This is a genomic window from Mesorhizobium sp. ES1-1, assembly GCF_020164785.1.
GTDB lineage: Bacteria > Pseudomonadota > Alphaproteobacteria > Rhizobiales > Rhizobiaceae > Mesorhizobium.
The window spans coordinates 1-24,805 of the sequence record NZ_JAIUGX010000017.1 but is presented as its reverse complement, the minus strand read 5'-3'; the positions used below and the strand labels follow the sequence as shown (position 1 = coordinate 24,805).

Genomic DNA, 24,805 nt, shown 5'->3' with positions numbered 1-24,805 from the left:
GTATCGGCTACTCGGCGGGAACCTGGACCGGCACGGCGGAGAGCCGCGTCAGCATGGCCTCGGCCTCGGCGCCACGTTCCGAGCGCTCGATAAAGCCGCCTCCGAACACGCGCGCCTCGTTGCCGTCGCCGGAATAGAGCACGCAAGCCTGTCCTGGCGCGATCCCGGACTCGCCATCGGCTAGTTCCACCCAGGTCGCGCCAGCTCGATGATGCAGCACGGCAGGGCGCGGCGGCCGCGTCGAGCGCACCTTGGCGAACAGTTCAAGACCGCCGGCCGGCACGTCCGTCAGCGGGCCGTCCCCCAGCCAGTTCATGTCGCGCAGATAGATCTTGTGCGTCTCCAGCGCCTCGCGCGGGCCCACGACGACGCGGGCGCGGGCGGCATCGAGATGGACGACATACAGCGGCTCGCCCGAAGCGACGCCGATGCCGCGACGCTGGCCAATCGTGTAGCGCAGGATGCCCTCATGGCGGCCGAGCACACGGCCGTCGATATGAACGATGTCGCCTGGATTAGCGGCACTCGGCGTCAGCTTGGCGATGATGTCTGAGTATTTGCCGTGCGGGACGAAGCAGATATCCTGGCTGTCCTGTTTGGCGGCAACCGTAAGTCCCATCTCTTCCGCCATGGCCCGTACCTGCGGCTTGGACAGGCCGCCAAGCGGGAAGCGCAGATAGTCGATCTGCGCCTGTGTGGTGGCGAACAGGAAATAACTCTGGTCGCGGTCGGCGTCGACCGGCCGGAACAGCGCGCGGTGGGCGCCGTTGGCGCCGGAACGGATATAGTGTCCGGTGGCCAGCGCGTCGGCGCCGAGTTCCTTGGCTGTCGCCAGAAGATCGGCGAATTTCACCGTCTGATTGCAGGAAACACAGGGGATCGGCGTTTCGCCGGCGACATAGCTCGCGGCGAAGGGGTCGATCACCGCCTTGCGGAAACGCTCCTCGTAGTCGAGCACATAGTGCGGGATGCCAAGCGTCTCGGAGACGCGGCGCGCATCGTCTATGTCCTGACCGGCGCAGCAGGAACCAGCGCGATGAACGGCCGCGCCGTGATCATAGAGCTGCAAGGTGACGCCGACGACATCATAGCCCTCGCGTTTCAAGAGGCCGGCAACAACGGACGAATCCACGCCGCCAGACATGGCGACGACGATGCGAGTGTCTTCTGGACGTCCGGGAAGATCGAGACTGTTCATGGTTCTTTCATTCCGCCTGGCGCTGAATGCCAGTGGCCGGAATATAGGTCAAGCGTTCCGGCCACGCCAGCTTTGGTGGGCAGGCCGATTTTCATGTCCGAATCGAAAACGTCAACGAGTGTTTAAAATGCTGATGAAAAGACTAACGCGGCGTTCATGATCATTACCTAGTCATTAGGGACTGCTTAGGCAATTTTTAAAGCTGTGGCGGTAAGGTGGCGAGGATTGGGTCTTTGAGTTTTTTGTAGAGAGTACGATGACCGATCTTGTTAGACCGAGAGTCAAATATGTTATTGGGCCCGACGGCAGCCCTCTTACGATTGCCGATCTGCCGCCGACGAATACACGTCGCTGGGTTATCCGGCGCAAGGCGGAAGTGGTTGCGGCGGTACGCGGCGGGCTTTTGAGCCTGGAAGAGGCATGCCAGCGCTACAAGCTCACCACCGAGGAATTCCTGTCTTGGCAGGCATCGATCGATGAATATGGACTTGCCGGGCTTCGCACGACGCGGATCCAGCAATACCGGCACTGAGGCCGGGTTGAAGATAAAAAAAGGGCGCAATCCGCGCCCTTTTTGTTTTGCCACATATTCTGCCCTAGACGGCCAGCACCACCTTGCCGATCGGCTTGGTCGCCAGAAAGGCATGAGCGTCGCCAGCCTCTTCAAGCGGAAAGCTCCTGGCCACATGAATGGCAAGCTTTTTCGCGTCGACCAGTTTGCCAAGTTCCACGAGGCCGTCACGGTCGGGAGTGACGGACATCCGCTCGACCCGGATGCCGCGCGTCCTTGCCTGCGTCCGGGTGTTGTCGCTCACATCCAGTAGCGAGACCAGAATACCGCCGGGCTTGAGCACTCTTAGCGAGCGCTCAGCATGCTCGCCACCGATTGGCTCCAGCACCAGATCAAGGTCACCGACAGCGTCGGCGAAATCGCCCTTGGTGTAGTCGATCACCTCGTCGGCTCCGAGCGTGCGGACGAAATCGAGCTTTTGCGGACTGGTGGTGGCGATGACGTAGGCGCCGCGCGCCTTGGCAATCTGGACCGCCAAATGGCCCACACCGCCGGCGGCGGCATGGATCAGCACGCGCTGGCCCTGCTCCAATCCACCATGGCGGACAAGGCCTTGCCAAGCTGTCAGCCCGGCCAGCGGCAATGCGGCGGCGTGGATGTGATCGATGCCGGCGGGCTTCATCGCGATTTCATCGGCGGGCGCCACCGCCAGCTCCGCATAGGCGGCTGCCTGCCTGGGAAAAAGCGGCATGCCGAACACTGCGTCGCCGACCTTCAGGCCGGTCACGCCGGCGCCGAGCGCCTCGACGGTCCCCGAAACATCCCAGCCGAGAATGAAGGGCGGCTCGCCAAGCAACGGGTAGTGGCCGCCGCGTACCGCGCCATCGACCGGGTTGATACCGGCGCCTCGGACGCGGACAAGCACTTCGCCCTGCTTTGGCTTTGGTTCGGGGCGGTCGGCGATGACGAGGACGTCGGGCCCGCCGAAGGAATTCTGGATGATGGCACGCATCGGAGTCTCCTGCTCTGTTGAGCCACTATCATTCAGATAGTAATATTCTCTTGTAGAGTATATACCTTTTCTATATATATGCACCCTATGGATAGTGATGATTGCGGCTTCAGCTATGATGCCTTCCGGCGGACGTGCCCCTCGCACGCCGTGCTCGAGATGCTGGCCAGCAAATGGGTCTATCTGACGGTCTGCGCGCTGCGTCGCGGCCGGATGCGCAATGGCGAACTGGCGCGCAGGCTCGAAGGGATCACACCGAAAATGTTGACGCAAACACTGCGTATCCTTGAGCGCGACGGTTTGGTGCGGCGTGAGATCTTTCCGGTCATCCCGCCTCGGGTTGAATATGAGTTGACCGAACTTGGCGAGAACCTGGCGGGGCTGCTCAGTCAGATAAGATCCTGGTCGGAGCAGCATGTGCCGGACATCAAGCAGGCCCGTGCACGGGCGGCTTTAAGTGCTGAAGAGGATCTGTCGGCCCGAGCATAAGGCCGGCGGCCTATTGGGTGGCGGTCAAAGTGCGGGATTTATGCCATCTGGCTTTGCGGGCTAGGTAGTTTGAGCGGCGGCACCACGCTTCGATTGCGTATGTTCAACGGTCCGAGGCCTGTTTTCAACCGATCATGGCGCTACGGCCGCCCAATTCGGCGTCGCGCATCTTGGTGTCGCGCGATTCCAGCATCTCCGCTTTGGAAAGTTCCGCTTCGGCTTCGGTGAGTGATGATTCGGCGGCGCTTCGCTGCTGAGCGAGGTCGCTTTGCGAGTTTCTGAGATTGTCGCGACGCAGGCGCGCCGCCTTGGCGAAGGTCGGGTAGGCGAAATGATTGATGTCGGTGATGCCTGCCTTCTTTTCCTCCGCGGTGATCTGAAGCTCCAGTTCCACGGCCATGCGTTCGAACTCGGCGATCATCGTGTCGAGCTGCATCAGCTGCCGCCGCTTCTCGCTCACCTGAAACTGCTTCAGCCGAACGAGGTTTTCACGTGACTTCATGATTCGGTACTCCTGGCAACGCACACCTGCACATATCGTCCATTCACCCGGCAAACGTCCAAGCGGCGCCCGTTTCCACCGGCTTTCCCGAGACTATGGGAAACAAAACCCTAAAGTTTCTGGCCGCTGGTAACCATTCGTTTACGCGCATTGTTAATCATACGGCTCAGGACTTAAGGCCGGGTAAAAATTCCGGCTGTCGATGCGGAAGCGGGTCGATGAGTCCCTGGAGTCACTTAGGTGAGCTTCCTAATGTGTCGCATTAGGGAATTGCGTCTGTGATTCATTATTGGATTCAAGAGGGTGTAGAAAGAGGTTAAAAAATCTGGTACCCCAATTGACGGGAAATTAGGTTTTGTTAACCATTCAATGGCAGCCTCTGCACAAGGCAACCACTGCTCCGGGTCCGGACGGGCCGTGAAATGGTCCGGCAGCAGAAAAGGGGAATGAAATGCGTGTTCTGCTGATAGAAGATGACAGTGCAACCGCACAGAGCATCGAACTGATGCTCAAATCGGAAAGTTTCAATGTCTATACGACGGATCTCGGCGAAGAGGGCGTCGATCTAGGCAAGCTCTATGACTATGATATAATCCTTCTTGACCTTAATCTGCCTGACATGTCCGGCTACGAAGTCTTGCGGACGCTGCGCCTGTCCAAGGTGAAGACCCCGATCCTCATCCTCTCCGGCATGGCTGGCATCGAAGACAAGGTTCGCGGCCTCGGCTTCGGCGCCGACGACTACATGACCAAGCCGTTCCACAAGGATGAGCTGGTTGCCCGCATCCACGCCATCGTGAGGCGCTCCAAGGGCCACGCCCAGTCGGTCATCACCACGGGGGACCTCGTGGTCAACCTCGATGCCAAGACCGTCGAAGTCGGCGGCCAGCGCGTGCATCTGACCGGCAAGGAATACCAGATGCTGGAACTGCTATCGCTGCGCAAAGGAACCACGCTCACCAAGGAAATGTTCTTGAACCACCTTTATGGCGGCATGGACGAGCCCGAGTTGAAGATCATCGACGTGTTCATCTGCAAGCTGCGCAAGAAGCTGGACGCGGCGTCGGGCGGACAGAACTACATCGAGACGGTGTGGGGCCGTGGCTATGTGCTGCGTGAACCGGAAGATATCCGCGTCAGCGCCTGACCGGCGCACGTCAGCGAGCTTTCCGCCCAGACAACAACCCGGCTCCGGCCGGGTTTTTGCTTGATGGGCCAATAACAGTCTGCCGGGACAAGGTTCCGAGTATCGCCGATCTGTTTCCAGGCCCGCTTCAGCCAGTGACAGCCACCTGATCAGGCAGCGATCTTCAGGCTGCGAAAGCACTCGAGCAATTGTGGCCGGTTGAACGGCTTCAGGAGGTAGCCCTGGGCACCGGCGCGCTTGGCGCGCATGATCGAGGCGACATCAAGCTCGACAAGTGAAATCAGGATCTGCGGCCTGACCGGGCTCTCCATGGCCCGAATGCGCAGGATGAGATCAACTGCGGGGAGATCCGGCAAGGCACCGTCGACGATGATGATCTCGGGCATCTCGGCGCTGCACATCTCAAGAGCGTCCCGTCCGCTCGGCGCTTCGATGACCAACAGATCGGAGCCACCCAGGATGCGTTTCGCAACCTGTCTGATCACGCTTGAATCGTCGACGAACATGCAGCGCTTCATTCCGGTTCCTCTATGCCTATTGGCAAGCCGGCCAGTGTCGGGGTGTCCCGAAACGCACCATAGGACGATCTGGTAAAGAAGCTGAAAAGCCGTTACATAAAATTCTTAGGAAGATGCGTTTTGTAGACTGTTCTTCGCAAGTCTTGGTTCGTCTGGCCCGCACAAGCTCATCGCGTCCAATTTATCTAATCTGCAGACGTCGATCTGCAGAATAGTTGGCTGTCTTCTGGGAGTTCAAGCACAGGTCAGGCGGCCGAGAGGACGATTTCTTCTGGCGTGGCGTGAATTGAAATCGTCATGTTGGCTTCGCGCGCAAGGAGCAGCGTATAGTAGGGCTGCACGGAATGTGCGTCGATCGGCTCCTCCGGCTTGTGGCCGGAATGCAGTTCCAGGAATTTCGGCGGCACGCGCAGCATCGGGCCGCTCGAGGCAAGCGCGAAACGCGGCTCGGTCTCAAGGTTCTCCAGCGTCACCGAAAGCTTGCCGCCGCGCGGGATGGCGGCGTTGGCGACGAGAAGCAGGTTGAGCAGCAGCTTGACCTTGTTCTTGGGAAGCAGCGCGCGGGAACCGTTCCAGGTCAGCTCCGGCTTTTCGTTCTTGAGGAAGGCGATGGCGACCGCTTCGGCGTCGCCGGTATCGATCAGCATGCCGGCCGAACCGGCCGCCCCGAACGCAATGCGGGCGAATTGCAGGCGAGCAGAAGCATTGCGGGCGCTCTGCCGGATCAACTTCATGGCATCTTCGTCGGCGCCGCCTTCATCAAGCAGTTCGAGGCCATTGTTGATCGCGCCGACGGGCGAGATGATATCGTGACACACGCGGCTGCACAAAAGCGCCGCCAGGTCGGGTGCGGAAAGGGTGAACAGTTCGGCCATCGGCGAAAATCCCTGCAAAATTCACAATCTTACGGCCGAGCGATCGATTGTCGCCTATCCGCCCGAATCACGCTCTCTCCCCAGGCATCCTGATTACACAGCGCCCGCGTGTGCGGCAACAAATCCAGAATTGTGGCCGTGGCAAATGGCGTGTTCACGCAGGCTGCGCGTCCCGTCGGAATCTCCACCAGCCTTTGAACCGCCACGTTCGTGTGCGAATTTAATAGGTGAAAAAGAATTACGGCATAGTTTGCCCGTAACAGTTACCCTTAACGGCCGCCTAAAGAGCCGGAAGGGGTGAGAGGCGTCGGCGAAGGTGCTCCCTGACGGAGATTGGAAGCATGTTTTCCCGATTTTGCGACCGGAGCCTGTTCCGTGTCATCCCCGACCGGGCCCTGTTGCGGGTCCTATCAATGACGATCGCGCTCATGGGCGTTCTCGTCTTCTCGACTTCGGCCCTTCGGGCTCAGGAATATACGGCCCAGGAAATTGTCGATTCCGGCCACAAGTTCTTCGGCGCGACATCGGGCGGCCTCGCCACGGTCGTGGAGAAGATCTTTGCTTCTTACGGGCTGCCCAATGGTTATCTGTTGGGCGAAGAAGGCTCGGGCGCACTGATAGGCGGCCTGACCTATGGCGAGGGCACGCTCTACACCAAGAATGCCGGCGATCACAAAGTCTTCTGGCAGGGTCCGTCGCTCGGCTGGGACTTCGGCGGCGAGGGGTCGCGCGTGATGATGCTGGTCTACAATCTCGACGATGTGGGCAGCCTCTACAACCGCTATGGCGGCGTTGCCGGCTCCGCCTATGTGATTGCGGGCGTTGGCTTCAACGTTTTGAAGAACAACAATGTGCTGCTGGTTCCGATACGCACGGGGGTCGGTGCCAGGCTTGGCGTCAATCTCGGCTATTTGAAGCTGACAGATCGCGCGACGTGGAATCCGTTCTGACCCGAGCCCTGGGCGCGGCGAACTCTTGCCGCAAGGCTGGAATTCAGCCATGTCAGGATGGCGAAATCAGGAGCGCCTGAGCAGCAACGCTCAATGCGCTTTTGATTGTCGCTGTTGCACGGCATGGTGCCAGAACCTGCTTTCTGTCTGGCGACGTGCATGGGTTTGGCGGTTTACGTCCACAACGGGTAGTCCCTTGGTTCAGTCGGTCCTGTTCTTCGTTCTCGGGTTTCTGTGTGCCGGCTTTCTCGCTGTTATGGTCACCCCAGCCATATGGCGAAGGGCCGTTGCGTTGACACGCAGGCGCGTCGAGGGCTCGTTGCCTCTGACATTGGCCGAAATTCAGGCGGACAAGGACCGCATCCGGGCCGAATACGCCATGACGACGCGGCGCCTTGAAATCAGCGTCAAGGCGCTGCGGGAGAAGGCGGCGGAACAGCTTGTCGAAATCAATCGCGGCCGCGAGGCCCTGAAGGGGCTGGCGGTCGAGCGCATAAGCAAGGATCAGGCGCTCAGAGAAGTTGAGGCCAAGAACGAAGCCCTACGCAAGCGCGAGGGCGAGCTGCACCAGCTTTCGGAGCGCCTCAAGGAAACCGAGCGCAAGCTGGAAAAGCGCGCGCTCGAGGTCGAAAAGCTGGAGCACATGTATGACGATGCCAGCTTCTCCTCCTCCAGCCGGCAGATCGAACTGGTGGCGCGCGAAGCTGAATTGCAGAAACTCGCCGCCGATGTTTCTCAACTGCGCGTCCAGCGCAAGGAGGCGGACAAGCGCAGCCAGGAGCTGGCGGCAGAAAGCAAAGCCGCGCGGGACGCCCTGAAAGCCGAAAAGAAGAGAACCGCTGACCTCGACAAGAAGGTCGAGCGCCTGCTCGCCACACTTGCCGATCGGGAAGACAGGCTGGACCGCCGCGAAAAGGACTTGGCGCGGCTACGCGAAAAGCTCAAGCCCGAGGACGTTGCGGCTGCCCCGCGGCTGGGCGGCAAGACCGGCGAAACCGGTAAGAACGATCTCGACAAGGCGATCGCGAAGCTCGACAGCGACCGCGAGCGCCTCGAGGCAAGGTTGACCGCATTGGCGCGCGAAAACAAGCGGCTGAAAGCGGGTCTCGGGGTGCAGACCGCATCCAGCCCCGTGGATGGGGCCTCCGCCTTGCGCGAGCAGATGAACGAACTGGCGGCGGAAGTCGTCCACCTGACCGCCAAGCTGGAGGGCCCGGCTTCTCCGATCGCTAAGGCACTGGCGGTGCCGTCCGATGTAAATCCTGGGAAGCGCAGCCTTGCCGACCGCGTGCGAGCTCTGCAAAAGGCCGACGCCGCAGGGTGAGGTCAGGCCCTGCTTGTTGAAAAATGATGCAGGGCGATGGCTGACGCCGCCGCGACGTTCAGACTGTCGAAGCCTTCCGACATGGTGATCCGCACCGTGCGCATTCGGGCAAGCAGGCTGTCCGGCAGACCTTCGCCTTCCGTTCCAAGATAGAGCGCCAGGCGCCCCGTCCGCCGCGCGTCTCGTATGTCGGTAAGCCCGCGCGGCGACAGCGCGACCTGGTCAAAGCCTTGCTGATCGAGCAACGCCTTAAAGCGGGGCGTGTCGGCGAAGGACGCGAAAGGCACCTTGAGCGCGGCACCGACAGAAACACGGATCGCCTTGCGGTATAGCGGATCGCAGCATGTCGCGTCCATCAATACGGCATCGGCGCCGAAGGCGGCGGCGTTGCGGAAGATCGAGCCCATATTGTCATGGTTGGCGATGCCGACGAGTACCACGACCAGGCCGCGGTCGGGCAGGGCGTTCAGCAAGGATTCGGCCAGAAGCGGCGCGCCCTTCAAGCCGATGGCCAGGATGCCGCGATGCATATGAAATCCGGCAATGGCATCCATGACATCTCCCGTCGCGACATAGACGGGCAAGTCGTCCGGCGCGTTGCGAAGGACGTCTTCGAGACCGTCGAGCCGGTTTTCCAGGACCAGAACGGATTCGGCGGTGAAGCGCCCGGCAGTAAGCAGCAAGTCGAGCACCACCTTGCCCTCGGCGACGAAGCGGCCCTGCCGGCCGGCGAGATCACGTTCGCGGATGTCGAGATAGGCAGCGACGCGCGGATCCCGCGGGTCGTCTATGCGAAGGGGATCCATATGCCTCCATATCGGTTGCGCATCGGCAAAAGGCCTCAGCGGCTCCTAAACTGCGTTCGAAGGACAGGATGCGGCAGTTCGGGAGCGTCGGCCAGCTTCGCGCATCTTGACGGGCGCGCATGACTGGATCAGCCGAGAGCCGACGGTGCGAGCCTGCCGGTCAGGTCGCGGCGCGGCGCAGGCGGTGGGCCATCTGCGAAAGATCATTCTTGCCGTTGCCGAATATGCCTTCCAGCGTGCCGAGCAGTTCGCGCACGGCGTCGGATTTGCAGGAATAATAGATCATCTGCCTGTCGCGACGCGTTTCGACCAGGTCGAGCGCGCGCAGTTTGGCCAGATGCTGCGACAGGGCGGATTGGCTGAGCATTACCTTTTCGGCGATCGCGCCGACCGACATTTCACCTTCGGTCAGATAACTCATGATCAGCAGCCGTTTTTCGTTGCCCATCAGCATCAAAAATTCGGCAGCCGATTCGGCGTTTGCAATTAGCTTCGTCGAGACCATTGATGCCCCATGCTTTTTGTTGATCCGGACACCATGGGGGCAATGGTGTCCGATTCCAAAGTTCACTTATGACGGACGCCGGCGATTCAGCGTCACCAGCGAAGGGTAGAACATTTCGTTCAAATCTCAAGCATTGCTTTCCGAGCCGGTGCGATTAGGTCGCGGCGCAATTGCTGCCGCGCGGCCGGCATTCGCCATCTCCACGAGGAAGGGCCGCAGTTCCCGAGCGGCGGTCAAGGGCCGCGGGAAGAAGACCCGACAAACATTGTCACCCGATACCAGGTCCATGCCATCGATATCGAATCCCGAAACGGTCCAGCCATCGCCGGCGGCCCGTGCGAAATGCCGAGCATAAAGCGCGATAGCATCCAGGTGATCGGTGTTCATATGGTCGATGGCAGGCTGCTCGCTCGTCGCCAGTTCCTCGGCCACAGGCCCGCCTGCAAGCAGGTTGGACCGGTCGAGCAGATAGGCTTTGCCGAAGCCTCCGTTCAGGCTGGCGCGCTGCAACTCAAGGCGAAAGATCGAGAAATCGCCAAGGCCGGCATAGAGCTTGGCCTTCGGATTCCTGTTGAGGTAGCGTCGCTCGGCACGGGCGTGTTCGTTCGATCCGCGCTCCAGCCTGGTCGCCTGGCAGACGAGGGTCACGCGCGGATGCGCCAGCGGGTCGCCTTTTGCGGGCTCGCCAAGCAACAGGGAACAGCGCGGATCGGCAAGGAGTGCGCCGGTATGCGCCGAAAGCATCGACACCAGGATGAGCGGCGTGCCGTCGATGTCGGTGGCAACGCCGACCCGGCTGACCAGCGGCGCGCCGGTTTGCGGCTCGAGGACCGCCAGCGACCCAAAGCGGGCAGAGCGCAGCAAGGTCTTGGCTAGCCGGATCGCCTCGGCGTCGGTCTCTCGGATCACATCCTGCTTTTTCTCGTTCAAGCTGGTCTCCCGCTGCGTTTCCGAGATTGGATGCGTCGCATACCTATTGTCGATCCCGAAGGTCACGTCATCGCCGAGAGGGTGTCCGCAATCCTGGCCTGATTGGCGTGGCATACCTCGCCCGAAAGCCTGGCGACCGCGCCCGGCATGATCTCATGCGCCAGCAGGCGGTCCGGATCGACCGGCCGCGGCATCGAAATCTGGCCGCGCGGGATCCGCTTGAAACCGAGCGGCCCGTAATAGGGTTCGTCACCGACCAGCATGACGGCTGGCGCGCCGGCCTTGGCGGCAGCTTCAAGAGCGATCGCCACCAGCCGGCGGCCGATGCCGAGATTCTTGAACGCCGGCCGCACCGCGAGCGGCCCGAGCATCAGCGCGCGGCCGGCGCCGGCGGCGACACGGGTCATACGCACCGACGCGACGACGGTGTCCCCGTCGACGGCGACGAAGGACAGCGACCGGTCATGCCCTCCGGATTCGCGGATCTTGTAGGCGGCCAGCACGAAACGGCCGGGGCCGAAGGCCTCTTCGTTGATGGCGTTGATCTGAAGGTCGTGCGCCGGGGTTTCCGGCAGGTATGTCACGTCGGCAAGGCTCATGGTCTTTGCGTTCCGGTAGGGAGGAAAGGTTTGCTGCAAACGGCAGCATTCGCCAGTCAGCGCTTCATCAAGCGCGGGCGCCCTTTCGTCGTCGGTCGAACCGGATCCAGGCAAAGTCAAACATGCGGATTGTCCGCTAGCATCAATTTCCCGCCGCTGCAATCTTCGCCTTCATGGCCATGTGCGTGGCCCGCACGGCTGTTTGACAATCTGTTCAGCGCCATGCGGTTTCCATTTTCCCGCCCCGCGCCCTAGATGCAGCACAGCAGGAAAGGACAGGCGATGGGATTGCTGGTCGAAGGCAGATGGCAGGACCGCTGGTACGACACCAAGGAAAGCGGCGGGAAATTCGTACGGTCGCAATCACAGTGGCGCGACTGGGTCACCGCCGACGGCAAGCCCACCGAAGGCCGCAAACGCGGCTTCAGGGCCGAACCTGGCCGCTATCACCTCTATGTCTCGCTCGCTTGTCCATGGGCGCACCGGACGCTGATCTTTCGCGCGCTGAAGAGGCTGGAAGACATCATATCGGTTTCGGTGGTGCATCATTTCATGGGCCCCGACGGCTGGACGTTCCTGGCGCAGGACGGGGCAACAGGCGACACGCTCTACGGCCTCGACTTCCTGCACCAGATCTATATCCGGGCCGACCCGGCCTATTCGGGCCGGGTCACCGTGCCGGTTCTGTGGGATAAGCGGGAGCAGACCATCGTCTCCAACGAATCCTCCGAAATCATCCGCATGCTGAATTCGGCCTTCGACGAATGGAGCGATGCCGGACTGGATTTTTATCCGCAAGCCTTGCGCGGCGAGATCGATGCGATCAACGACTTGGTCTATCCCTCGGTCAATAACGGCGTCTATCGCGCCGGTTTCGCCACCACCCAGGCGGCCTATGAGGAAGCCTTCGCCGAATTATTCTCCGCGCTCGACACGCTGGAGGACCGGCTATCGAGCCAGCGCTATCTCGTCGGCGACCGCATCACCGAAGCGGATTGGCGGCTGTTCACCACGCTGGTGCGCTTCGATCCGGTCTATGTCGGCCATTTCAAGTGCAATCTGCGCCGTATTGCCGATTATCCCAACCTGTCGAACTATCTACGCGACCTCTACCAGGTGCCTGGTGTTGCCGAGACCGTGAACCTGCATCACATCAAGGCGCATTATTACGGCAGCCACGACACGATCAACCCGACGCGAATCGTGCCGGTGGGGCCGGAGCTGAACTATGGCGCACCGCATGACCGGCGACGGTTCAAAAAAGCGAGCAATTGACCTACCAATAAGGCGAGGCGGGTTCGTCTCGAAAAACCTCTCCGATCCGCCGCAGTGTCGCCGGCGTCGTGCCCTGCGGCAGGCGATCGAGCGGGAAGAAGCCGGCTTCGGCGATCTCATGGTCGGGCAGTTTCGGCGCGGTCTGGCTGAACTGCTCGATGAGGTAGAAGCCGACATGGTCGCGACGGCTGGCGCGGCGGTTGAAATGCATCGACTTCAGCACCGGCGGCGCGGTCAAGGCTATATTGCCTTCCTCGGCGAGCTCCCGGGTCAATGCCTCGGCCATCGTTTCGCCGGCCTCGACGCCGCCGCCCGGAAGCTGCCAGCCTGGAACATAGGTGTGGCGGATGAGGAAGACGGAATTGGAAGCGGTGTCGTGGATCAGGCCACGCGTGCCCAATGTCATCGGCCGGGTCAGCGCGAAGTAGAGGTGGAACAGCCTTGCCCTGAGCCCGGGCCAGCCATGCTGGCGGAAGGCGTCGTCCGGATCCGCCATCAGCAGCAAAACGTCCGTAGGAACGGAAAGCTTGGGTGGAAAGCGGCGCGGCGGTCGCCTATGAAGGAATGATGTTCAGGCTCGCGCATATTTCCGATGTCCATCTGGGGCCGCTTCCGGATGTATCCTATCGCGATCTCGCGTCCAAGCGTGTGGTCGGCTATGTCAACTGGCAGCGCAACCGCCGTCGCTTCATGCATGACGCGGTGATCGATACGATCGTCGCAGACCTCAAGGCGGGCAAGCCGGATCATCTCGCCGTCACCGGCGATCTTGTCAATCTGGCACTCGACGGCGAGATCGAGATGGCCAAGCTGTGGCTGGAAACGCTAGGCTCGCCACAGGATGTTTCGGTGGTGCCTGGAAACCACGACGCCTATGTGCCCGGTGCGTTCGACAAGGTCTGCCGGTCTTGGGCGGCTTGGATGACCGGGGACGGCGTCAACACGCCGGTGGACCGCAATGCCTTCCCCTATCTGCGGGTTCGCGGCAATGTCGCTTTGATTGGCGTCACGACGGCGCGTGCCACCGCTCCGTTCATGGCCAATGGCTTCTTCCTGGAAGGCCAGGCCGAAAGGCTCGGCAAACTCCTCGACGACACGGGCAGGCAGGGGCTTTTTCGAGCCATCATGATTCACCACCCGCCGGTACGCGGTGCCGTCTCGCAGCACAAGCGGCTGTACGGCATTGCGCGCTTCCATAAGATCACCCGCAGTCACGGCGCGGAACTCGTTCTGCATGGCCATTCGCACCTGCCGACACTGTCCTTCATCGGCGGTCGAGGCGCCAGAATCCCGGTCGTCGGCGTGGCCGCCGCCGGCCAGGCGCCCGGCGGCCATCATCCGGCGGCACAGTATAATCTGTTGGAAATCGATGGCGAAAAGGGGGGCTGGCAAATCCGGCTCACACGGCGCGGCCTGACTGGGCCGTCAATCCCGCCCTCGGACCTGCAGGTGCTCGAGCTCGGCTCCGGGAACGGCGCGGTTACGGCCTCAAGCTAACGATCATGGCGACGATACGGTCCCAGAACAGGACGAGAGAAACCGCCAGCCCGACCAATGCGCCTGCGGCGACCAGGCCAAGGCCGTAGATAATAGCCGACAAGCTCCTGCGCCAGCCGGTCGCGCGCGAGGGCGGCTCGGCCCCGAGCACGCCGGCGCCGTTCACGCCTGAAACAGCCGGCTCCGCACCGCCTTCCATCATCTTCTGACGCTCGACTATGCGCTCGGCAACATAGCGCGTCACGGATTCGGCGACCGGTTTCCTGTCGGTCGATTCGGCAAGCACCACGCGGCCGGTGCGCGTGTCCTTGACGAAACGATAGGTCCGGCGGTCTCGGCCCATGGCGACATGACTGACGGCGTCGATCCACAGGCGCGGCTGCAGGCCGGACGAAACGGCGAAGTCGAAATTGTCCATGTCGTCGGGAACTTCGGCGAAAATCGGTGCGAGGTCGGCCGCAAGCAGGTCCAGACGCATGCGATGGGCCTCGCGCATGTCGATGACCACGTCGTCGCGGTCAGCGAGAGCGTTCTTCACATCCCGGATGGCATCGGACAATTTGTTCGACTGTCCGATCTGTTCGCCTGCATCCTTCATCGGCTTTCGCCTCACGCTTTGGTTAACACGGGGTTAGCATAGCAGCCGAAAGGATGCACTGGCGAGGTCACTGCGATCACGTCACATGCGGCGCGCAAGACTTCAGACGGCTGCGGCCAGTCCCTGGCGGCGCCGCGTCGCGCGACGGTTGGTGTTGCGGCGAATGATCTCGGCGACCAGGCCAGGGGCTTCTTCCACCAGCATATGGCCGGCTTCCAGCACATGGTGGACATGGAAATGCGCGGGCAGTCCGTCCGCGTGGGCAAAGGGCAGGATGGCGTCATCAGTTCCCCACACCACCATGATCGGCATGTCGAGCCCATCGAGGCGACCGCGCGGAATGACGCCTTGCCGGTCCTGCCTGGTCATCGCGGCCGCGATCTCGGTCAGCTTCGCTATCTGGCCGGGACGCGAACGCATGCGATACAGCGCATCCACGATGCCTTCCGCCGCCACACATTTTGGGCCTGACATGGCGGCAAGGCATTTGCGGATACCGGACCTGCGCGTTGCCCTGGCGTAACGGCGTAAGAGGGGTCCGTTGATTTCAGGGCCAAAGCCGCCAGGAGCCAGCAGGGTCAACGATGCAACCCTGTCCGGCTGTGCCAGTGCCATCAGCGTCGCGACAGCCCCGCCCATCGAGTGGCCGACGAGATGAACGCGTGCGAGCCGGCGCAGGGAAAGATCGGCGAGAAGCGCGTCTGCCGCGACCCTGGCGGGTCCGGCCCCCGGGAAATCGAGGGACAGTCCATGCCCCGGCAGGTCATAGGCCAAAACGCGGCGCGAAGGGGAAAGGGCCGAGATCACGTCACGCCAGGTTTCATGGCAGCCGCCGAAGCCGTGCAGCAGGACGATGGCCCTGGAGCCAGCGCCCTGGTCGGCGGCAAAAAGCGATGCGGTCATGAAGCGGATGGCTGTTGCAGGATTGCGGAGAGGGATTGCGACGGCAATACTTGCTGGATTGCTCCAGGGCCGACGTGATGACCAGTAAACTCTTCGCGATCCGCCAGTCCTTCAAAGATCTCAGCTGGCGTTGCCCAGTCCGGCGGCGTGAAGCGCCTGGACCAGGCGGTTCGTGAGGTCCTGCGGATAGCCGCGCTCCAGGAAAGTCGCGCGCGGGTCCGCGGCGAATTTCGGAAACTTGTTGTTCAATTCTGCCAACAGCCTGCTCGCCAATTGCTCCTGGCCCGAAGCCTTGGCGCCGATCAGCCGCGCCGCCAGATAATGCGACTTCATTTCCGTCGTTCTGAGCGCGTTGCTGGCTGCGACCGCCTTGTTCATGTCGCCTAACATGAACTGTCCAACAAACAATCCGTAGTCCCACCAGGTCGAATGTCCGCTGAAGGTGTCTGCTGCATGGGCAAGGATCGGCGTTCCCTCCGCATACCGGCCGGCGAAGATCAGCCCGTTGCCGTAAGCGGCAGCCATGCCGAGGTCATAGCGATTGAGCTCGTAAGCCTTGCGCATCCAGCGGATGGCTTCATCCGTGTTGCCAAGACTCGAGTTGACATAGCCGTAGGCGCGATGCGCGTAGGGGCTGGTGGGGCCCATCTGGATGGCGCGATGGGCAAGCTCCACTGCCTTTTCGATCGTCGCGCCGGGCGGATAGGAATAGTGGTCGGAGACTGCCTCGAGATGCAGGGAGGCCAGTTCCGAGTAGACAAGTGACGACTTCGCTCCGGTGTCGGCCAGCGTCTCGAGGCAGCGATAGGCCGCCTCGTGGTTGCCGGCGTTCTGGTCGAGATAATATTTGTCGTTGAGCAGCAGGCATTCGGTAAGACCGTTCGGCTCGCCGGTCTGCTCGATGTAATTGTAGATCGTGCCAGATGCGGGAAGAGCCGAGCTGAGCATGTCGGCGACACGGTCCTCGACGGCAGGGGGCGCGCTGTCTGCAGGCGTGAGATTGCGCGAGAGGAGGACCCGGCCCGATGCCAGGCTTTGAAGTTCCATGGTGATGTCGCCGGCATTCGGACCAGGCAGGATATCGAATACGAAGCTGGTGGGATCATTGGCTTGGTCATGCCCGGAAGCGGGGTCGCGACCGATGAAGTCGATCGTGTCGAAGCCGCTCAGGCCGGCACGCAACGTCGCGGCAACACGGCCGGCATCGGCGCTGTCGACCTTCACGTCGATGAAGACGCGCGGCAGCGCATCGACTGCCGCGGGCTTCACGATGCTCCCGGTGATGCCGGTGATCTCGAATGTCGACGGGAGGTCATTGCCCGCCAGCAAAGCACTGCCGCCCTGACGAAGGATAAGAACGCCCAGCATGGCGATCACCAGCGCCATCGCCATCCAGAAAAAGCGAAGATGAAGCACCACCGAGGGCGATGCGGCGGGGGGCAATACCGAGACAGGCGCGCGCTCGCGGAGCCCGTCTGACGGATCAGCCGACGAAGCCTCGGCAGACTTGAGATCGCCGACGGGGTCGGGGGCATCCGGCAATTTGATCGCATTGAGTTCATAGGACGGAACATAGCCGCCGCGCGGAATGGCTATGCGCACGGGTTCGCCTTTGCCCTCATTGGCGAAATAGTGCTGGAGAAGTTCGCGCAGCCTGCCGGCCTGAACCCGGACCACGGCGTCGGTGGACGGATCGAAATCGCCGTCCTTGCCGAAGACGTCCATGGCGATGGAGAAGCCCTTCAGCCTGTCGGCCTCGCCGGCTTGTTCACGTTCGACAAGGTACCGCAGCAGCTTGCGCGCACGTTCGGAACGGCCGAACGTTTGGCTGGCTAGAAGTCGCTCCAGTGTTTCGCGCACTGCGGGGGCGGCAGGCGTGGCATGCTGCAAGTGTCGATCCTTTCGAAGTCGGCACAGGGTAAGGCGCGATCATATAGGCCCAGCACGTCCGTACAAGTATACGCCTCTTATGCGATCACGTACCTTACCGGATAATCCCACGGTGGTTAATGGCGCAAAGATCGGGACCGATCGCCAGATCCTGGCGGCCCCGACCTTCGCTCCAACCGTGCTCAAACCGCCTTTTTGGCGACGATCCGGTTGGCGGCTGACATCACAGCTTCCAGCGAGGCCGCGACGATGTTGGTGTTTATGCCGGCGCCGAACAGTTTGCCGCCGGGATATTCCATCTCCACGTAGGAAATGGCCGAGGCGTTCGAGCCGCGCTGCATGGAATGCTCGGAATAGTCGAGCACCGACATGGCGACACCAAGATGGCGCGAAAGCGCATCGACGAAACCGTCGATCGGACCGGTTCCCGTGCCGGAGATCGTAACCTCCCTGCCATTGTCGAGGATGACCGCCTCGACCACGCGCCGGCCCTTCACCTGCGTGTCGGGATAGGTTTGGTGATCGAGGAATTTCAGGCGCGCGCCAGGCTGGTCGACATAGGTTTCGAGGAAGCGCTCGTAGATGCGCCTGGCCGGCACTTCCTTGCCTTCCGCATCGGTGATCGCCTGGATCTCCTGGCTGAACTCGATCTGCAGGTTGCGCGGCAGGTTGAGGCCGTAATCAGCCTGCAGCACATAGGCGATGCCGCCCTTGCCCGACTGGGAATTGATGCGAATGATGGCTTCGTAGCTGCGGCCGACATCGGCCGGGTCGATCGGCAAATAGGGCACTTCCCACAGGCTTGTATTCGCCTTCTTCAGCGCCTTCATGCCCTTGTTGATGGCGTCCTGGTGCGATCCGGAAAACGCGGTGTAGACGAGCTCGCCGACATAGGGATGGCGCTCGGGAATCTTCAGCTGGTTGGAATATTCATAGACGTCCTTCATCCGGTTGATGTCGGAGCAATCGATGCCCGGATCGACGCCTTGCGTGTACATGTTGAGCGCCAGCGTCACGATATCGACATTGCCCGTGCGCTCGCCATTGCCGAACAGCGTGCCTTCGACCCGGTCGGCGCCGGCCATCAGGCCGAGTTCCGTGGTCGCGATACCGGTGCCGCGGTCATTGTGCGGATGCAGCGAGATGAGCAGGTTTTCGCGATTGTCGAGATTGCGGCACATCCATTCGATGCGGTCGGCATAGATGTTGGGGGTCGACATCTCGACCGTCGACGGCAGGTTGACGATCAGCTTGTTGTCCGCAGTCGGCCTGACGATCTCGGTGACGGCGTTGCAGATTTCCAGCGCGACCTCGAGTTCGGTGCCGGTAAAGCTCTCGGGCGAATATTCGAAACGAAAGCCGCCGCCGGCCTTGGCCGCCATGTCGGTGATCATCTTGGCCGCGTCCGTGGCGATGCGCTTGATGCCCGCGACGTCCTTCTCGAAAACGACGCGGCGCTGCAATTCGCTGGTCGAATTGTAGAAGTGTACGATCGGATTAGTGGCACCCTTGAGTGCCTCGAAGGTACGCGTAATCAGTTCAGGCCGGCACTGCACCAGCACCTGCAGCGAAACGTCGGCCGGTACGTTGCCTTCCTCGATGCACCAGCGGGCGAAGTCGAAATCGGTCTGCGATGCCGACGGGAAGCCGATCTCGATCTCCTTGAACCCCATGTCGAGCAGCAGCGCGAACATGCGCGCCTTGCGATCGTGGCCCATCGGATCTATCAGCGCCTGGTTGCCGTCGCGCAGGTCGACCGAGCACCAGATCGGCGCCTTGTCGATCACTTTCGACGGCCAGGTGCGGTCGGTGAGGCCGACGGTCGGATAGGGTTGATACTTGCTGGCCGCGTCGGGCATGCCCCGGGCTGACCCTGTCATGCCCCGGGCTGACCCTGTTATGTCGCGGGCGGATATTCCATCCCTGCCGCCTACCGCTGCTTCGGAACGGATTTCTTCTCGTGCGTTCATCTTCGTTTCTCCGGGCGGCCCTCGGATCCGCACTTAGGCGGATTGTTGGCGAGCGGCGCCTTTACCAGATTTCGTTCGCTTGATGTGAATGCCAATTTCGAGACTGGCCAAGGAGCTTGCGCTTGCGCGGCGGTTCGACCGCCGGGCGCTCCTTCAGCGAACCCGGCGATCGCCGATAAGGCCGAGGAGAAGCAGGGTCGAAGCAAGCGCGCGCACGGTCTCGCCGGCAAAACCGGTCGGACGGGAAGCGTTGGCGTCGCGCGTGTACATGGCGGTCTCATACAGGAGCGGCTTGCGGGAGGCAAGTGGGCGGCGTCACAAGCGCGGTTGCTGCTGTGCCCACTTCTGCGAAGGATGCTTCCGCCGCATTGCGGATTACGACGCAAGCCACGCCGGCTCACTCCCTCAGATTTCTCGCCACAAGCCGCGCAATGCTTGGGCCGGCCAAGAGCACGACCAGGAAGCGCGCGGATTGCAGCGCCATGACGAAGGATATGTCGACATTGTGAGCGGCGGCGGCGATGATGGCGATGCTGTCCATGCCACCCGGGCTGGTCGCCAGATAGGCGGTCAGCGGATCGATGCCGAGAAAATGGCTGATCATGAAGGCGAGACCGCCGCAGAAGGCGATCAGCATCACGATCGAGGCGATAATCTGCGGCAGCGCGCGTGTCGCGTGATGCAGGATCCGGCGGGTGAAATTGAGGCCGATGGACCAGCCGACCATCGCATAGCTTATGGCGAGCAACCATTGCGGCAATTGCATCTCCACGCCGAAGCCGAGGTGAAGAACCATGCCAAGGATGAAGGTGCCAAGGAAGGAAGGCGAGGGCAGCCTGAGCAGCTTCCCCAGAAGGCCGCCGGCAACCACGCTGGCGATGCTGGCGGCGAAGGCTGTCGGCTCGATCGGGGGAAACCAGATAATGGCGGGAACTTCGACGCCCGACGTGTCCACCCACATCCTTGCGACAAGGGCCGCCGTCATGGACACGAAGATGACGCGCAGATATTGCATGAAGGCGACGAGGCGCTGATCGGCGCCGAAGGCTCCAGCCATCAGCACCATCGCGGTGGCTGCGCCGGGCGACGAGCCCCATACCGCGGTGGTGCCGGGCAGGATGCGCCAGCGGCTGATCAGCCAGCCGAGCAGGCTGGACGCGGCGACGGTTGCCAGCACGGCGCCCAGGAACAGCGGCCATTCGGCATAAAGAACAGGAAAGATGTCGGCCGAGATCGAACCGGCGACGAGGCAGCCGACCACCGACTGGGCGGCGCCGAACAAGAGGCGCGGCACACGGACGGTGGCGCCATTGGTGCCGGCGGCAATGGCCGCCAGCATCGGTCCGATCAAGAGTGCGGCCGGAAGGCTTGCCAACTCCAGGGCACCGGCAAACAGGATGGAGACGATAAGGATCGCCAGCCATTGCCGATGTCTGCGCATCCGCGCCATAACCTCAAGCGCTGGCGGATCCGGGGGTGGCTGGTTAGCCGGGGTCTCCATTGTCCGGTCTTAGACGCCAAGCCAGCTCGTGCGAACCCCTGCCGGGTCAAAAACGCGTGGTTCTCCCCAAATCTGGCGGTACGAATCTTATCAGACTATCCGAATAGGACCGGGGTAACGGGCGACAAATTTGTCCATGGTCAGCAGGAGAATTCCCTCCGCAATTGCCTGCGCTATTAGGATCCTATCGAAAGGATCCTTATGTATCGCCGGAAGTCCGTCAACGGTGATGGCGTGCTGGCTGGTGATCGGTAACTCATGGTAGCCGTTGTCGAAGAGACCTCGCCGGAGCAGATGCGGGTCGACCTGGAAATCATCGCGCCCAAGCCCTCGCTTGATTGCGATCTCCCAGAGACTAGCAGCACTAAACAGCAATTCGTTCTCTGGGTTCTCAATCTCGCCCAGAGCCGCGAGTGGTAGCCGTCGCGGGTCGCCCGCCGCCCACAGCAGCAGATGGGTGTCGAGCAACAGTTTCACGTCTTGGAACCGAACAACTGCTCGATGTCGTCGCTGCCCATACGGTCGAAGTCGTCAGGGACGGAAAGCTGGCCGGCCATGAAACCGATCCTCCGCACCTGCAAGGCGGGCGAATCAAGAGGAACGACTTTGACCAGCGGCTTGCCTGCCTTGGCAATAACGAACGGCTCACCTTTGGCGGCTAGATCAACGAGACGGGAAAGGTTGGTCTTCGCATTGTGAATGTTGACGGTCCGCATCGCCGCTGCTCCCGGTGAACTTAGTCCACAGAACTTAGTTCGTTCTCTGAACATTGCAAGGATTGTTCGCGAACTGTCGATTCCGGCTTTTGCGAGATGTTGGCTCGGATCAATCAGTCCGGTTCTACGGCAGCCCGAAGCCGCCTACCGGGTTCGTCTCGACCTGGAATTCGAAGCCGGCGATGAAGGGTCGCGCCTTGGCGATCGCCGCCTGGACGTCCGGAAGCTGCAGCGAGTTCTTGTGGCTTTCGGCATCAATCCAAACTTCGGTGACCCAGATCGCATCGGCATCGGCCGGGTCTGTGGCGACAATGTAGCTGAGACAGCCGGGCAGGGCGCGGGTGCTGTCGCGCAAGAGCTCCAAGATCGCATCGCGCTGGCCGCCCGCCGCCCGCATCTTGCCGATCAGTCCGTACATTGGCGTCCTCCCCGGAAGGCCCCAACAGAATGTGCGGGGCCAGTATGATATGGGCCGCTCAGGGCATCAACTGGCCGCCATTGACCTCGATCACCTGGCCGATGATGTAGCCGCTCAAAAGATCGGACGACAGAAAGAGATAGGCTCCGACGCAGTCCTGTGCGGTGCCTGCGCGGCCCTGCGGGATAGTACCGACCATGCCCTTGATCTGCTCCTCTGTGGAGTAGCGTTCATGGAACGGTGTCAGGATGACGCCCGGCGCCACCGCGTTGACGCGGATGCCGAAGCCGATCAGTTCCTTGGCCATGCCGCGGGTCACGTTGGAGACGAACGCCTTGGCCGAACCATAGAGCCCCGCGCCGCCAGCGGCGCCGTTGCGGGCCGCAATGGACGACGTGTTGACGATGAAGCCACCCTGTTTCTTCAGCCACGGTATCGCCTTGCGTGACGCGGTCAGCACCGAACGCGCGTTGAGGTCCATGACGGCGTCATAATGTGCCTCGGTCTGTTCGCCGTAGGGCACGCGGCCAAGCATGCCGCCGGCATTGTTGACCAAGCCGTCGAGGCGGCCGAAATGCGCGGCACTTTCCTCGACAACGCGCTCGACATCGGCGCTAACCGAGAAATCGCCCTGGACGAGGAAGACTTCGCCGCCTTCGTCGCCAATTGTCTTGGCGAGCGTTTCGGCGGCGTCGCGGCTGGAGTTGTAGTGGAGCGCCACCTTGCAGCCCTGCGCCGCATAGGCGCGGGCAAGGGCGGCGCCGATGCCGGTGGATGCTCCGGTGATCAACACCGCCTTGCCGGCGAGATCGGGGATGTTGAGGGGCGTGGTGGCTGGCATTTTCGTTCCTCCTGAAGTCCGCTCATTCTTCGTAGGCCGTTGCGGCCCGGGTGTTCAAGCCTCAGGGACGCAGATAGGCATAACCCTGGCTTTGCAGCTCCGCGAGCTTGACGACGCCACCCTTGTCGGCGGCGTGGAAACCGTCGAGCAGGTCGGCGAGAGAAATGTCCATGCCCTGCATGGTGTTGGCACAGGCATGAGCCTGCAGACCCTGTCGCACCAAGCCGGCGAAACGTCCCGAAATGGCAGCTGACATGCCCTTGGATCTGAACGCGGCGAGTGCGGGACCGTGCACAACCAGGGTGATCTCAACATTACCGCCCGTGCCTTCGAAATGGTTCTTGATGTTGCCGAGAACGAAATTGACCTTGTCGAGATCGCTCAGGTGATAGGCGACCTTCTGCCTCGATGCCTGTGGTGCCGCGGCCCGCGCCACCCGCAGGCCAGAAAGTGTGCCGGCACCAGTCAGAACCGCGCTGAACAAATCGCGTCGGCGCATAATGTCCTCCTCCGCCAGGTTCGCCTGCAAAATGCGTGGCTCCGGGCTCGATACTAGCATAAAATGACGCTGCGTCCTGTCATGCGAGGGGGGGTCAATTGGCGTTCGGGGTTGGAGCATGGAAGAGCACCGCCCGGATCGGGTTCGGCTTGGTGCTGCTGGGTTTGCCAATTGGCGTGGTCCGGGCCGATGAGGCACCGAAGCTCACCGAACTCAGCCCGAACGGGGCGGATGCCTGTTTCGGCCGCGTCTACGACGCCGCGCATCTCAAGGCCCATCCGAAGCAGAAGGTGGCGCGAATCTTCTTCTACTACGGCCGTGATCCTGTCAGCCATCCGAATGAGGAACCGGCCCCCTCCGACACGTCCTACAACGGCTTCCTCACCACCACCGTGCGCGGCGCCAAGGCGCCGGAATGGGCCGGGGGCTGGTGCAATCGCGAGTCCGAGGACGGCACTCCGGGTTCGATCCATTGCGGCATGGACTGCGACCGCACGCTTGCATCGCTCAAGCTCGACGACAAGGGCAGGCTGATGCTGTCGAACCTGCAGCCCGATGTCTATCTCGATGCCGGCTCGGAAGAGGAACTCGGAGCCGCCGAATACCACAGGCAAGCGCTCGGTCTGGAGGACGACAATTTTCGCTTGGATCCGATGCCGGCGGCTACATGCAAGGCAGAGTTCGCGCGCATCGATCCCGTCGATCCGGCGCTCGGGCCACCGCTGCGCGAACGGCTGAAGCCCGACCAGGCTTTTTGCTACGGCCGCGACTATGACGGTTCGCACCTCGCGTCGCATCCCAACCAGCTGACGCAATCAATCCGCGTCTTCCGGGGGCCGGTGGAACTGGCGTCTTTTGCTTCGGGTGGCGATGCCGCCAACTGGCCCTACGGCGTCGATATTGCCGTGTCGATCACGACGCGGCTGAAATCCGGAAAGGTCACGCAGACCTATTCGTGCCAGGGCGAAGCGGACCAGTGGCGTTGCGCGGCGAGTTCGAAGACGAGCAGCTTCTCCTGCGATATCTCGCAGAAGGAGATCTTCCTCAAGCGCGGCGTCAACGGCACGATGATGCTGGCCAATCCGAACAGCAGCCTGGCAGTCGTGGATCTGTGCTCGAAATCTGCCGAAGGCAAGACAGCATCGGACGACAAGGTCTACCGGCTGCAGCCAATGCCGCAATCGGCCTGCGCACCTTGATTGTGGTTTGGAGACTAGGCACAGACGATTTACGGCACGGTTGCCGCTTCGACATCCTAGAGCGTTTCCTGTTTTGGGAGAATCGTAGGATTCCCATCGAGGCTTGTTTGTGATTCAAGATGCTGGCTGGAT

The 24,805-nt window shown here is 61.7% G+C and carries 28 protein-coding genes; 8 read left to right on the top strand and 20 right to left on the bottom strand.

The features are described 5' to 3' along the window. Positions 1-7: 7 nt before the first annotated feature. Positions 8-1,198: a tRNA 2-thiouridine(34) synthase MnmA gene (gene mnmA / locus LB513_RS23695; protein ID WP_224665906.1), complete on the bottom strand. Its 1,191-nt coding sequence runs from the start codon at positions 1,196-1,198 to the stop codon at positions 8-10. Between the two features lie 256 nt (positions 1,199-1,454). Here mnmA and LB513_RS23690 point away from each other — a divergent pair, with 256 nt between their 5' ends. Then, positions 1,455-1,730: a DUF1153 domain-containing protein gene (locus tag LB513_RS23690; protein ID WP_006203587.1), complete on the top strand. Its 276-nt coding sequence runs from the start codon at positions 1,455-1,457 to the stop codon at positions 1,728-1,730. Between the two features lie 64 nt (positions 1,731-1,794). Here the strand turns inward: LB513_RS23690 and LB513_RS23685 are convergent, their stop codons facing one another. Continuing rightward, a complete protein-coding gene (locus tag LB513_RS23685) occupies positions 1,795-2,721 on the bottom strand; it encodes an NADP-dependent oxidoreductase (protein WP_224665905.1) in 927 nt (308 codons plus the stop codon). Between the two features lie 87 nt (positions 2,722-2,808). Between LB513_RS23685 and LB513_RS23680 the strand changes: the two genes are divergently transcribed. Further along, positions 2,809-3,210, top strand: coding sequence for a helix-turn-helix domain-containing protein (locus LB513_RS23680; protein WP_318011210.1), 402 nt, complete (start codon positions 2,809-2,811; stop codon positions 3,208-3,210). Between the two features lie 124 nt (positions 3,211-3,334). Here the strand turns inward: LB513_RS23680 and LB513_RS23675 are convergent, their stop codons facing one another. Beyond that, positions 3,335-3,712, bottom strand: coding sequence for a flagellar export protein FliJ (locus LB513_RS23675; protein WP_224665903.1), 378 nt, complete (start codon positions 3,710-3,712; stop codon positions 3,335-3,337). Between the two features lie 451 nt (positions 3,713-4,163). Here LB513_RS23675 and ctrA point away from each other — a divergent pair, with 451 nt between their 5' ends. Further along, positions 4,164-4,859 carry a response regulator transcription factor CtrA gene (gene ctrA, locus LB513_RS23670; protein ID WP_006203583.1) on the top strand — a complete coding sequence of 232 codons (696 nt, stop codon included), beginning with the start codon at positions 4,164-4,166 and terminating at the stop codon, positions 4,857-4,859. Positions 4,860-5,008: 149 nt separating this feature from the next. On the opposite strand, the gene LB513_RS23665 is transcribed toward ctrA, so the two are convergent. Both LB513_RS23665 and chpT read right to left on the bottom strand, forming a co-directional pair. Further along, positions 5,009-5,377 (bottom strand): PleD family two-component system response regulator, encoded by a 369-nt coding sequence (locus LB513_RS23665; RefSeq protein WP_224665902.1) that lies wholly within the window; start codon positions 5,375-5,377, stop codon positions 5,009-5,011. 245 nt (positions 5,378-5,622) lie between these two features. Continuing rightward, positions 5,623-6,252, bottom strand: a complete 630-nt coding sequence (chpT, locus tag LB513_RS23660) for a histidine phosphotransferase ChpT (RefSeq protein WP_224665901.1) — start codon at positions 6,250-6,252, stop codon at positions 5,623-5,625. 413 nt (positions 6,253-6,665) lie between these two features. Between chpT and LB513_RS23655 the strand changes: the two genes are divergently transcribed. Both LB513_RS23655 and LB513_RS23650 read left to right on the top strand, forming a co-directional pair. Beyond that, on the top strand, positions 6,666-7,202 hold the full coding sequence (locus LB513_RS23655) for a DUF1134 domain-containing protein (protein ID WP_224665955.1): 537 nt from the start codon (positions 6,666-6,668) through the stop codon (positions 7,200-7,202). A 196-nt stretch (positions 7,203-7,398) separates the two neighbouring features. Beyond that, positions 7,399-8,526 (top strand): hypothetical protein, encoded by a 1,128-nt coding sequence (locus tag LB513_RS23650; RefSeq protein WP_224665900.1) that lies wholly within the window; start codon positions 7,399-7,401, stop codon positions 8,524-8,526. 2 nt (positions 8,527-8,528) lie between these two features. Here the strand turns inward: LB513_RS23650 and LB513_RS23645 are convergent, their stop codons facing one another. From LB513_RS23645 to LB513_RS23630, 4 genes are all read right to left on the bottom strand, one after another. Next, the gene (locus tag LB513_RS23645) at positions 8,529-9,332 is read right to left on the bottom strand and encodes a TrmH family RNA methyltransferase (protein ID WP_224665899.1); all 804 of its coding nucleotides are present in this window, start codon (positions 9,330-9,332) and stop codon (positions 8,529-8,531) included. A 160-nt stretch (positions 9,333-9,492) separates the two neighbouring features. Next, positions 9,493-9,837: an ArsR/SmtB family transcription factor gene (locus tag LB513_RS23640; protein WP_224665898.1), complete on the bottom strand. Its 345-nt coding sequence runs from the start codon at positions 9,835-9,837 to the stop codon at positions 9,493-9,495. A 126-nt stretch (positions 9,838-9,963) separates the two neighbouring features. Further along, on the bottom strand, positions 9,964-10,767 hold the full coding sequence (locus tag LB513_RS23635) for a HugZ family protein (RefSeq protein ID WP_224665897.1): 804 nt from the start codon (positions 10,765-10,767) through the stop codon (positions 9,964-9,966). A gap of 62 nt (positions 10,768-10,829) precedes the next feature. Then, entirely contained in the window at positions 10,830-11,366 is a 537-nt protein-coding gene (locus LB513_RS23630; protein WP_224665896.1) for a GNAT family N-acetyltransferase, read from the bottom strand. 282 nt (positions 11,367-11,648) lie between these two features. Between LB513_RS23630 and LB513_RS23625 the strand changes: the two genes are divergently transcribed. Next, positions 11,649-12,641: a glutathione S-transferase family protein gene (locus LB513_RS23625; RefSeq protein WP_224665895.1), complete on the top strand. Its 993-nt coding sequence runs from the start codon at positions 11,649-11,651 to the stop codon at positions 12,639-12,641. Position 12,642: 1 nt separating this feature from the next. Here LB513_RS23625 and LB513_RS23620 read toward each other — a convergent pair whose 3' ends face one another. Then, entirely contained in the window at positions 12,643-13,137 is a 495-nt protein-coding gene (locus tag LB513_RS23620) for an NUDIX domain-containing protein (RefSeq protein ID WP_224665894.1), read from the bottom strand. Between the two features lie 71 nt (positions 13,138-13,208). On the opposite strand from LB513_RS23620, the gene LB513_RS23615 reads away from it, so the two are divergent. Beyond that, positions 13,209-14,138: a metallophosphoesterase family protein gene (locus LB513_RS23615; protein WP_224665954.1), complete on the top strand. Its 930-nt coding sequence runs from the start codon at positions 13,209-13,211 to the stop codon at positions 14,136-14,138. Here the strand turns inward: LB513_RS23615 and LB513_RS23610 are convergent. The 10 genes from LB513_RS23610 to LB513_RS23565 all read right to left on the bottom strand — a co-directional run bounded on the left by LB513_RS23610 (position 14,122) and on the right by LB513_RS23565 (position 23,474). Next, positions 14,122-14,736, bottom strand: a complete 615-nt coding sequence (locus tag LB513_RS23610; protein WP_224665893.1) for a hypothetical protein — start codon at positions 14,734-14,736, stop codon at positions 14,122-14,124. The genes LB513_RS23615 and LB513_RS23610 overlap by 17 nt on opposite strands. A 102-nt stretch (positions 14,737-14,838) precedes the next feature. Beyond that, positions 14,839-15,639 carry an alpha/beta fold hydrolase gene (locus LB513_RS23605; protein WP_224665892.1) on the bottom strand — a complete coding sequence of 267 codons (801 nt, stop codon included), beginning with the start codon at positions 15,637-15,639 and terminating at the stop codon, positions 14,839-14,841. Between the two features lie 120 nt (positions 15,640-15,759). Next, positions 15,760-17,529, bottom strand: a complete 1,770-nt coding sequence (locus LB513_RS23600; protein ID WP_224665891.1) for a tetratricopeptide repeat protein — start codon at positions 17,527-17,529, stop codon at positions 15,760-15,762. Between the two features lie 182 nt (positions 17,530-17,711). After that, positions 17,712-19,388 (bottom strand): 2-isopropylmalate synthase, encoded by a 1,677-nt coding sequence (gene leuA / locus LB513_RS23595; RefSeq protein ID WP_224665953.1) that lies wholly within the window; start codon positions 19,386-19,388, stop codon positions 17,712-17,714. A gap of 508 nt (positions 19,389-19,896) precedes the next feature. Beyond that, positions 19,897-20,940 (bottom strand): AbrB family transcriptional regulator, encoded by a 1,044-nt coding sequence (locus LB513_RS23590; RefSeq protein ID WP_411962741.1) that lies wholly within the window; start codon positions 20,938-20,940, stop codon positions 19,897-19,899. Positions 20,941-21,090: 150 nt separating this feature from the next. Beyond that, positions 21,091-21,477: a type II toxin-antitoxin system VapC family toxin gene (locus tag LB513_RS23585; protein ID WP_224665889.1), complete on the bottom strand. Its 387-nt coding sequence runs from the start codon at positions 21,475-21,477 to the stop codon at positions 21,091-21,093. Further along, on the bottom strand, positions 21,474-21,716 hold the full coding sequence (locus LB513_RS23580) for a type II toxin-antitoxin system Phd/YefM family antitoxin (protein WP_224665888.1): 243 nt from the start codon (positions 21,714-21,716) through the stop codon (positions 21,474-21,476). The genes LB513_RS23585 and LB513_RS23580 overlap by 4 nt, the downstream gene beginning before the upstream one ends. A 124-nt stretch (positions 21,717-21,840) precedes the next feature. Then, complete coding sequence (locus LB513_RS23575; protein WP_224665887.1) at positions 21,841-22,134, bottom strand: putative quinol monooxygenase; 294 nt, start codon at positions 22,132-22,134, stop codon at positions 21,841-21,843. A gap of 58 nt (positions 22,135-22,192) precedes the next feature. After that, positions 22,193-22,975, bottom strand: a complete 783-nt coding sequence (locus LB513_RS23570) for an SDR family NAD(P)-dependent oxidoreductase (RefSeq protein WP_224665886.1) — start codon at positions 22,973-22,975, stop codon at positions 22,193-22,195. A 61-nt stretch (positions 22,976-23,036) separates the two neighbouring features. Then, positions 23,037-23,474: a DsrE family protein gene (locus LB513_RS23565; RefSeq protein ID WP_224665885.1), complete on the bottom strand. Its 438-nt coding sequence runs from the start codon at positions 23,472-23,474 to the stop codon at positions 23,037-23,039. 98 nt (positions 23,475-23,572) lie between these two features. On the opposite strand from LB513_RS23565, the gene LB513_RS23560 reads away from it, so the two are divergent. Further along, a complete protein-coding gene (locus tag LB513_RS23560; RefSeq protein ID WP_224665884.1) occupies positions 23,573-24,673 on the top strand; it encodes a hypothetical protein in 1,101 nt (366 codons plus the stop codon). Positions 24,674-24,805 lie beyond the last annotated feature (132 nt).

Excerpts from the sequence above, each read along its gene's own strand:
- mnmA (WP_224665906.1), bottom strand. The coding sequence starts at position 1,198 with ATGAACAGTCTCGATCTTCCCGGACGTCCAGAAGACACTCGCATCGTC.
- LB513_RS23690 (WP_006203587.1), top strand. The coding sequence starts at position 1,455 with ATGACCGATCTTGTTAGACCGAGAGTCAAATATGTTATTGGGCCCGAC.
- LB513_RS23685 (WP_224665905.1), bottom strand. The coding sequence starts at position 2,721 with ATGCGTGCCATCATCCAGAATTCCTTCGGCGGGCCCGACGTCCTCGTC.
- LB513_RS23680 (WP_318011210.1), top strand. The coding sequence starts at position 2,809 with ATGGATAGTGATGATTGCGGCTTCAGCTATGATGCCTTCCGGCGGACG.
- LB513_RS23675 (WP_224665903.1), bottom strand. The coding sequence starts at position 3,712 with ATGAAGTCACGTGAAAACCTCGTTCGGCTGAAGCAGTTTCAGGTGAGC.
- ctrA (WP_006203583.1), top strand. The coding sequence starts at position 4,164 with ATGCGTGTTCTGCTGATAGAAGATGACAGTGCAACCGCACAGAGCATC.
- LB513_RS23665 (WP_224665902.1), bottom strand. The coding sequence starts at position 5,377 with ATGAAGCGCTGCATGTTCGTCGACGATTCAAGCGTGATCAGACAGGTT.
- chpT (WP_224665901.1), bottom strand. The coding sequence starts at position 6,252 with ATGGCCGAACTGTTCACCCTTTCCGCACCCGACCTGGCGGCGCTTTTG.
- LB513_RS23655 (WP_224665955.1), top strand. The coding sequence starts at position 6,666 with ATGACGATCGCGCTCATGGGCGTTCTCGTCTTCTCGACTTCGGCCCTT.
- LB513_RS23645 (WP_224665899.1), bottom strand. The coding sequence starts at position 9,332 with ATGGATCCCCTTCGCATAGACGACCCGCGGGATCCGCGCGTCGCTGCC.
- LB513_RS23640 (WP_224665898.1), bottom strand. The coding sequence starts at position 9,837 with ATGGTCTCGACGAAGCTAATTGCAAACGCCGAATCGGCTGCCGAATTT.
- LB513_RS23630 (WP_224665896.1), bottom strand. The coding sequence starts at position 11,366 with ATGAGCCTTGCCGACGTGACATACCTGCCGGAAACCCCGGCGCACGAC.
- LB513_RS23625 (WP_224665895.1), top strand. The coding sequence starts at position 11,649 with ATGGGATTGCTGGTCGAAGGCAGATGGCAGGACCGCTGGTACGACACC.
- LB513_RS23620 (WP_224665894.1), bottom strand. The coding sequence starts at position 13,137 with ATGGCGGATCCGGACGACGCCTTCCGCCAGCATGGCTGGCCCGGGCTC.
- LB513_RS23615 (WP_224665954.1), top strand. The coding sequence starts at position 13,209 with ATGTTCAGGCTCGCGCATATTTCCGATGTCCATCTGGGGCCGCTTCCG.
- LB513_RS23610 (WP_224665893.1), bottom strand. The coding sequence starts at position 14,736 with ATGAAGGATGCAGGCGAACAGATCGGACAGTCGAACAAATTGTCCGAT.
- LB513_RS23605 (WP_224665892.1), bottom strand. The coding sequence starts at position 15,639 with ATGACCGCATCGCTTTTTGCCGCCGACCAGGGCGCTGGCTCCAGGGCC.
- leuA (WP_224665953.1), bottom strand. The coding sequence starts at position 19,388 with ATGCCCGACGCGGCCAGCAAGTATCAACCCTATCCGACCGTCGGCCTC.
- LB513_RS23590 (WP_411962741.1), bottom strand. The coding sequence starts at position 20,940 with ATGCGCAGACATCGGCAATGGCTGGCGATCCTTATCGTCTCCATCCTG.
- LB513_RS23580 (WP_224665888.1), bottom strand. The coding sequence starts at position 21,716 with ATGCGGACCGTCAACATTCACAATGCGAAGACCAACCTTTCCCGTCTC.
- LB513_RS23575 (WP_224665887.1), bottom strand. The coding sequence starts at position 22,134 with ATGTACGGACTGATCGGCAAGATGCGGGCGGCGGGCGGCCAGCGCGAT.
- LB513_RS23570 (WP_224665886.1), bottom strand. The coding sequence starts at position 22,975 with ATGCCAGCCACCACGCCCCTCAACATCCCCGATCTCGCCGGCAAGGCG.
- LB513_RS23565 (WP_224665885.1), bottom strand. The coding sequence starts at position 23,474 with ATGCGCCGACGCGATTTGTTCAGCGCGGTTCTGACTGGTGCCGGCACA.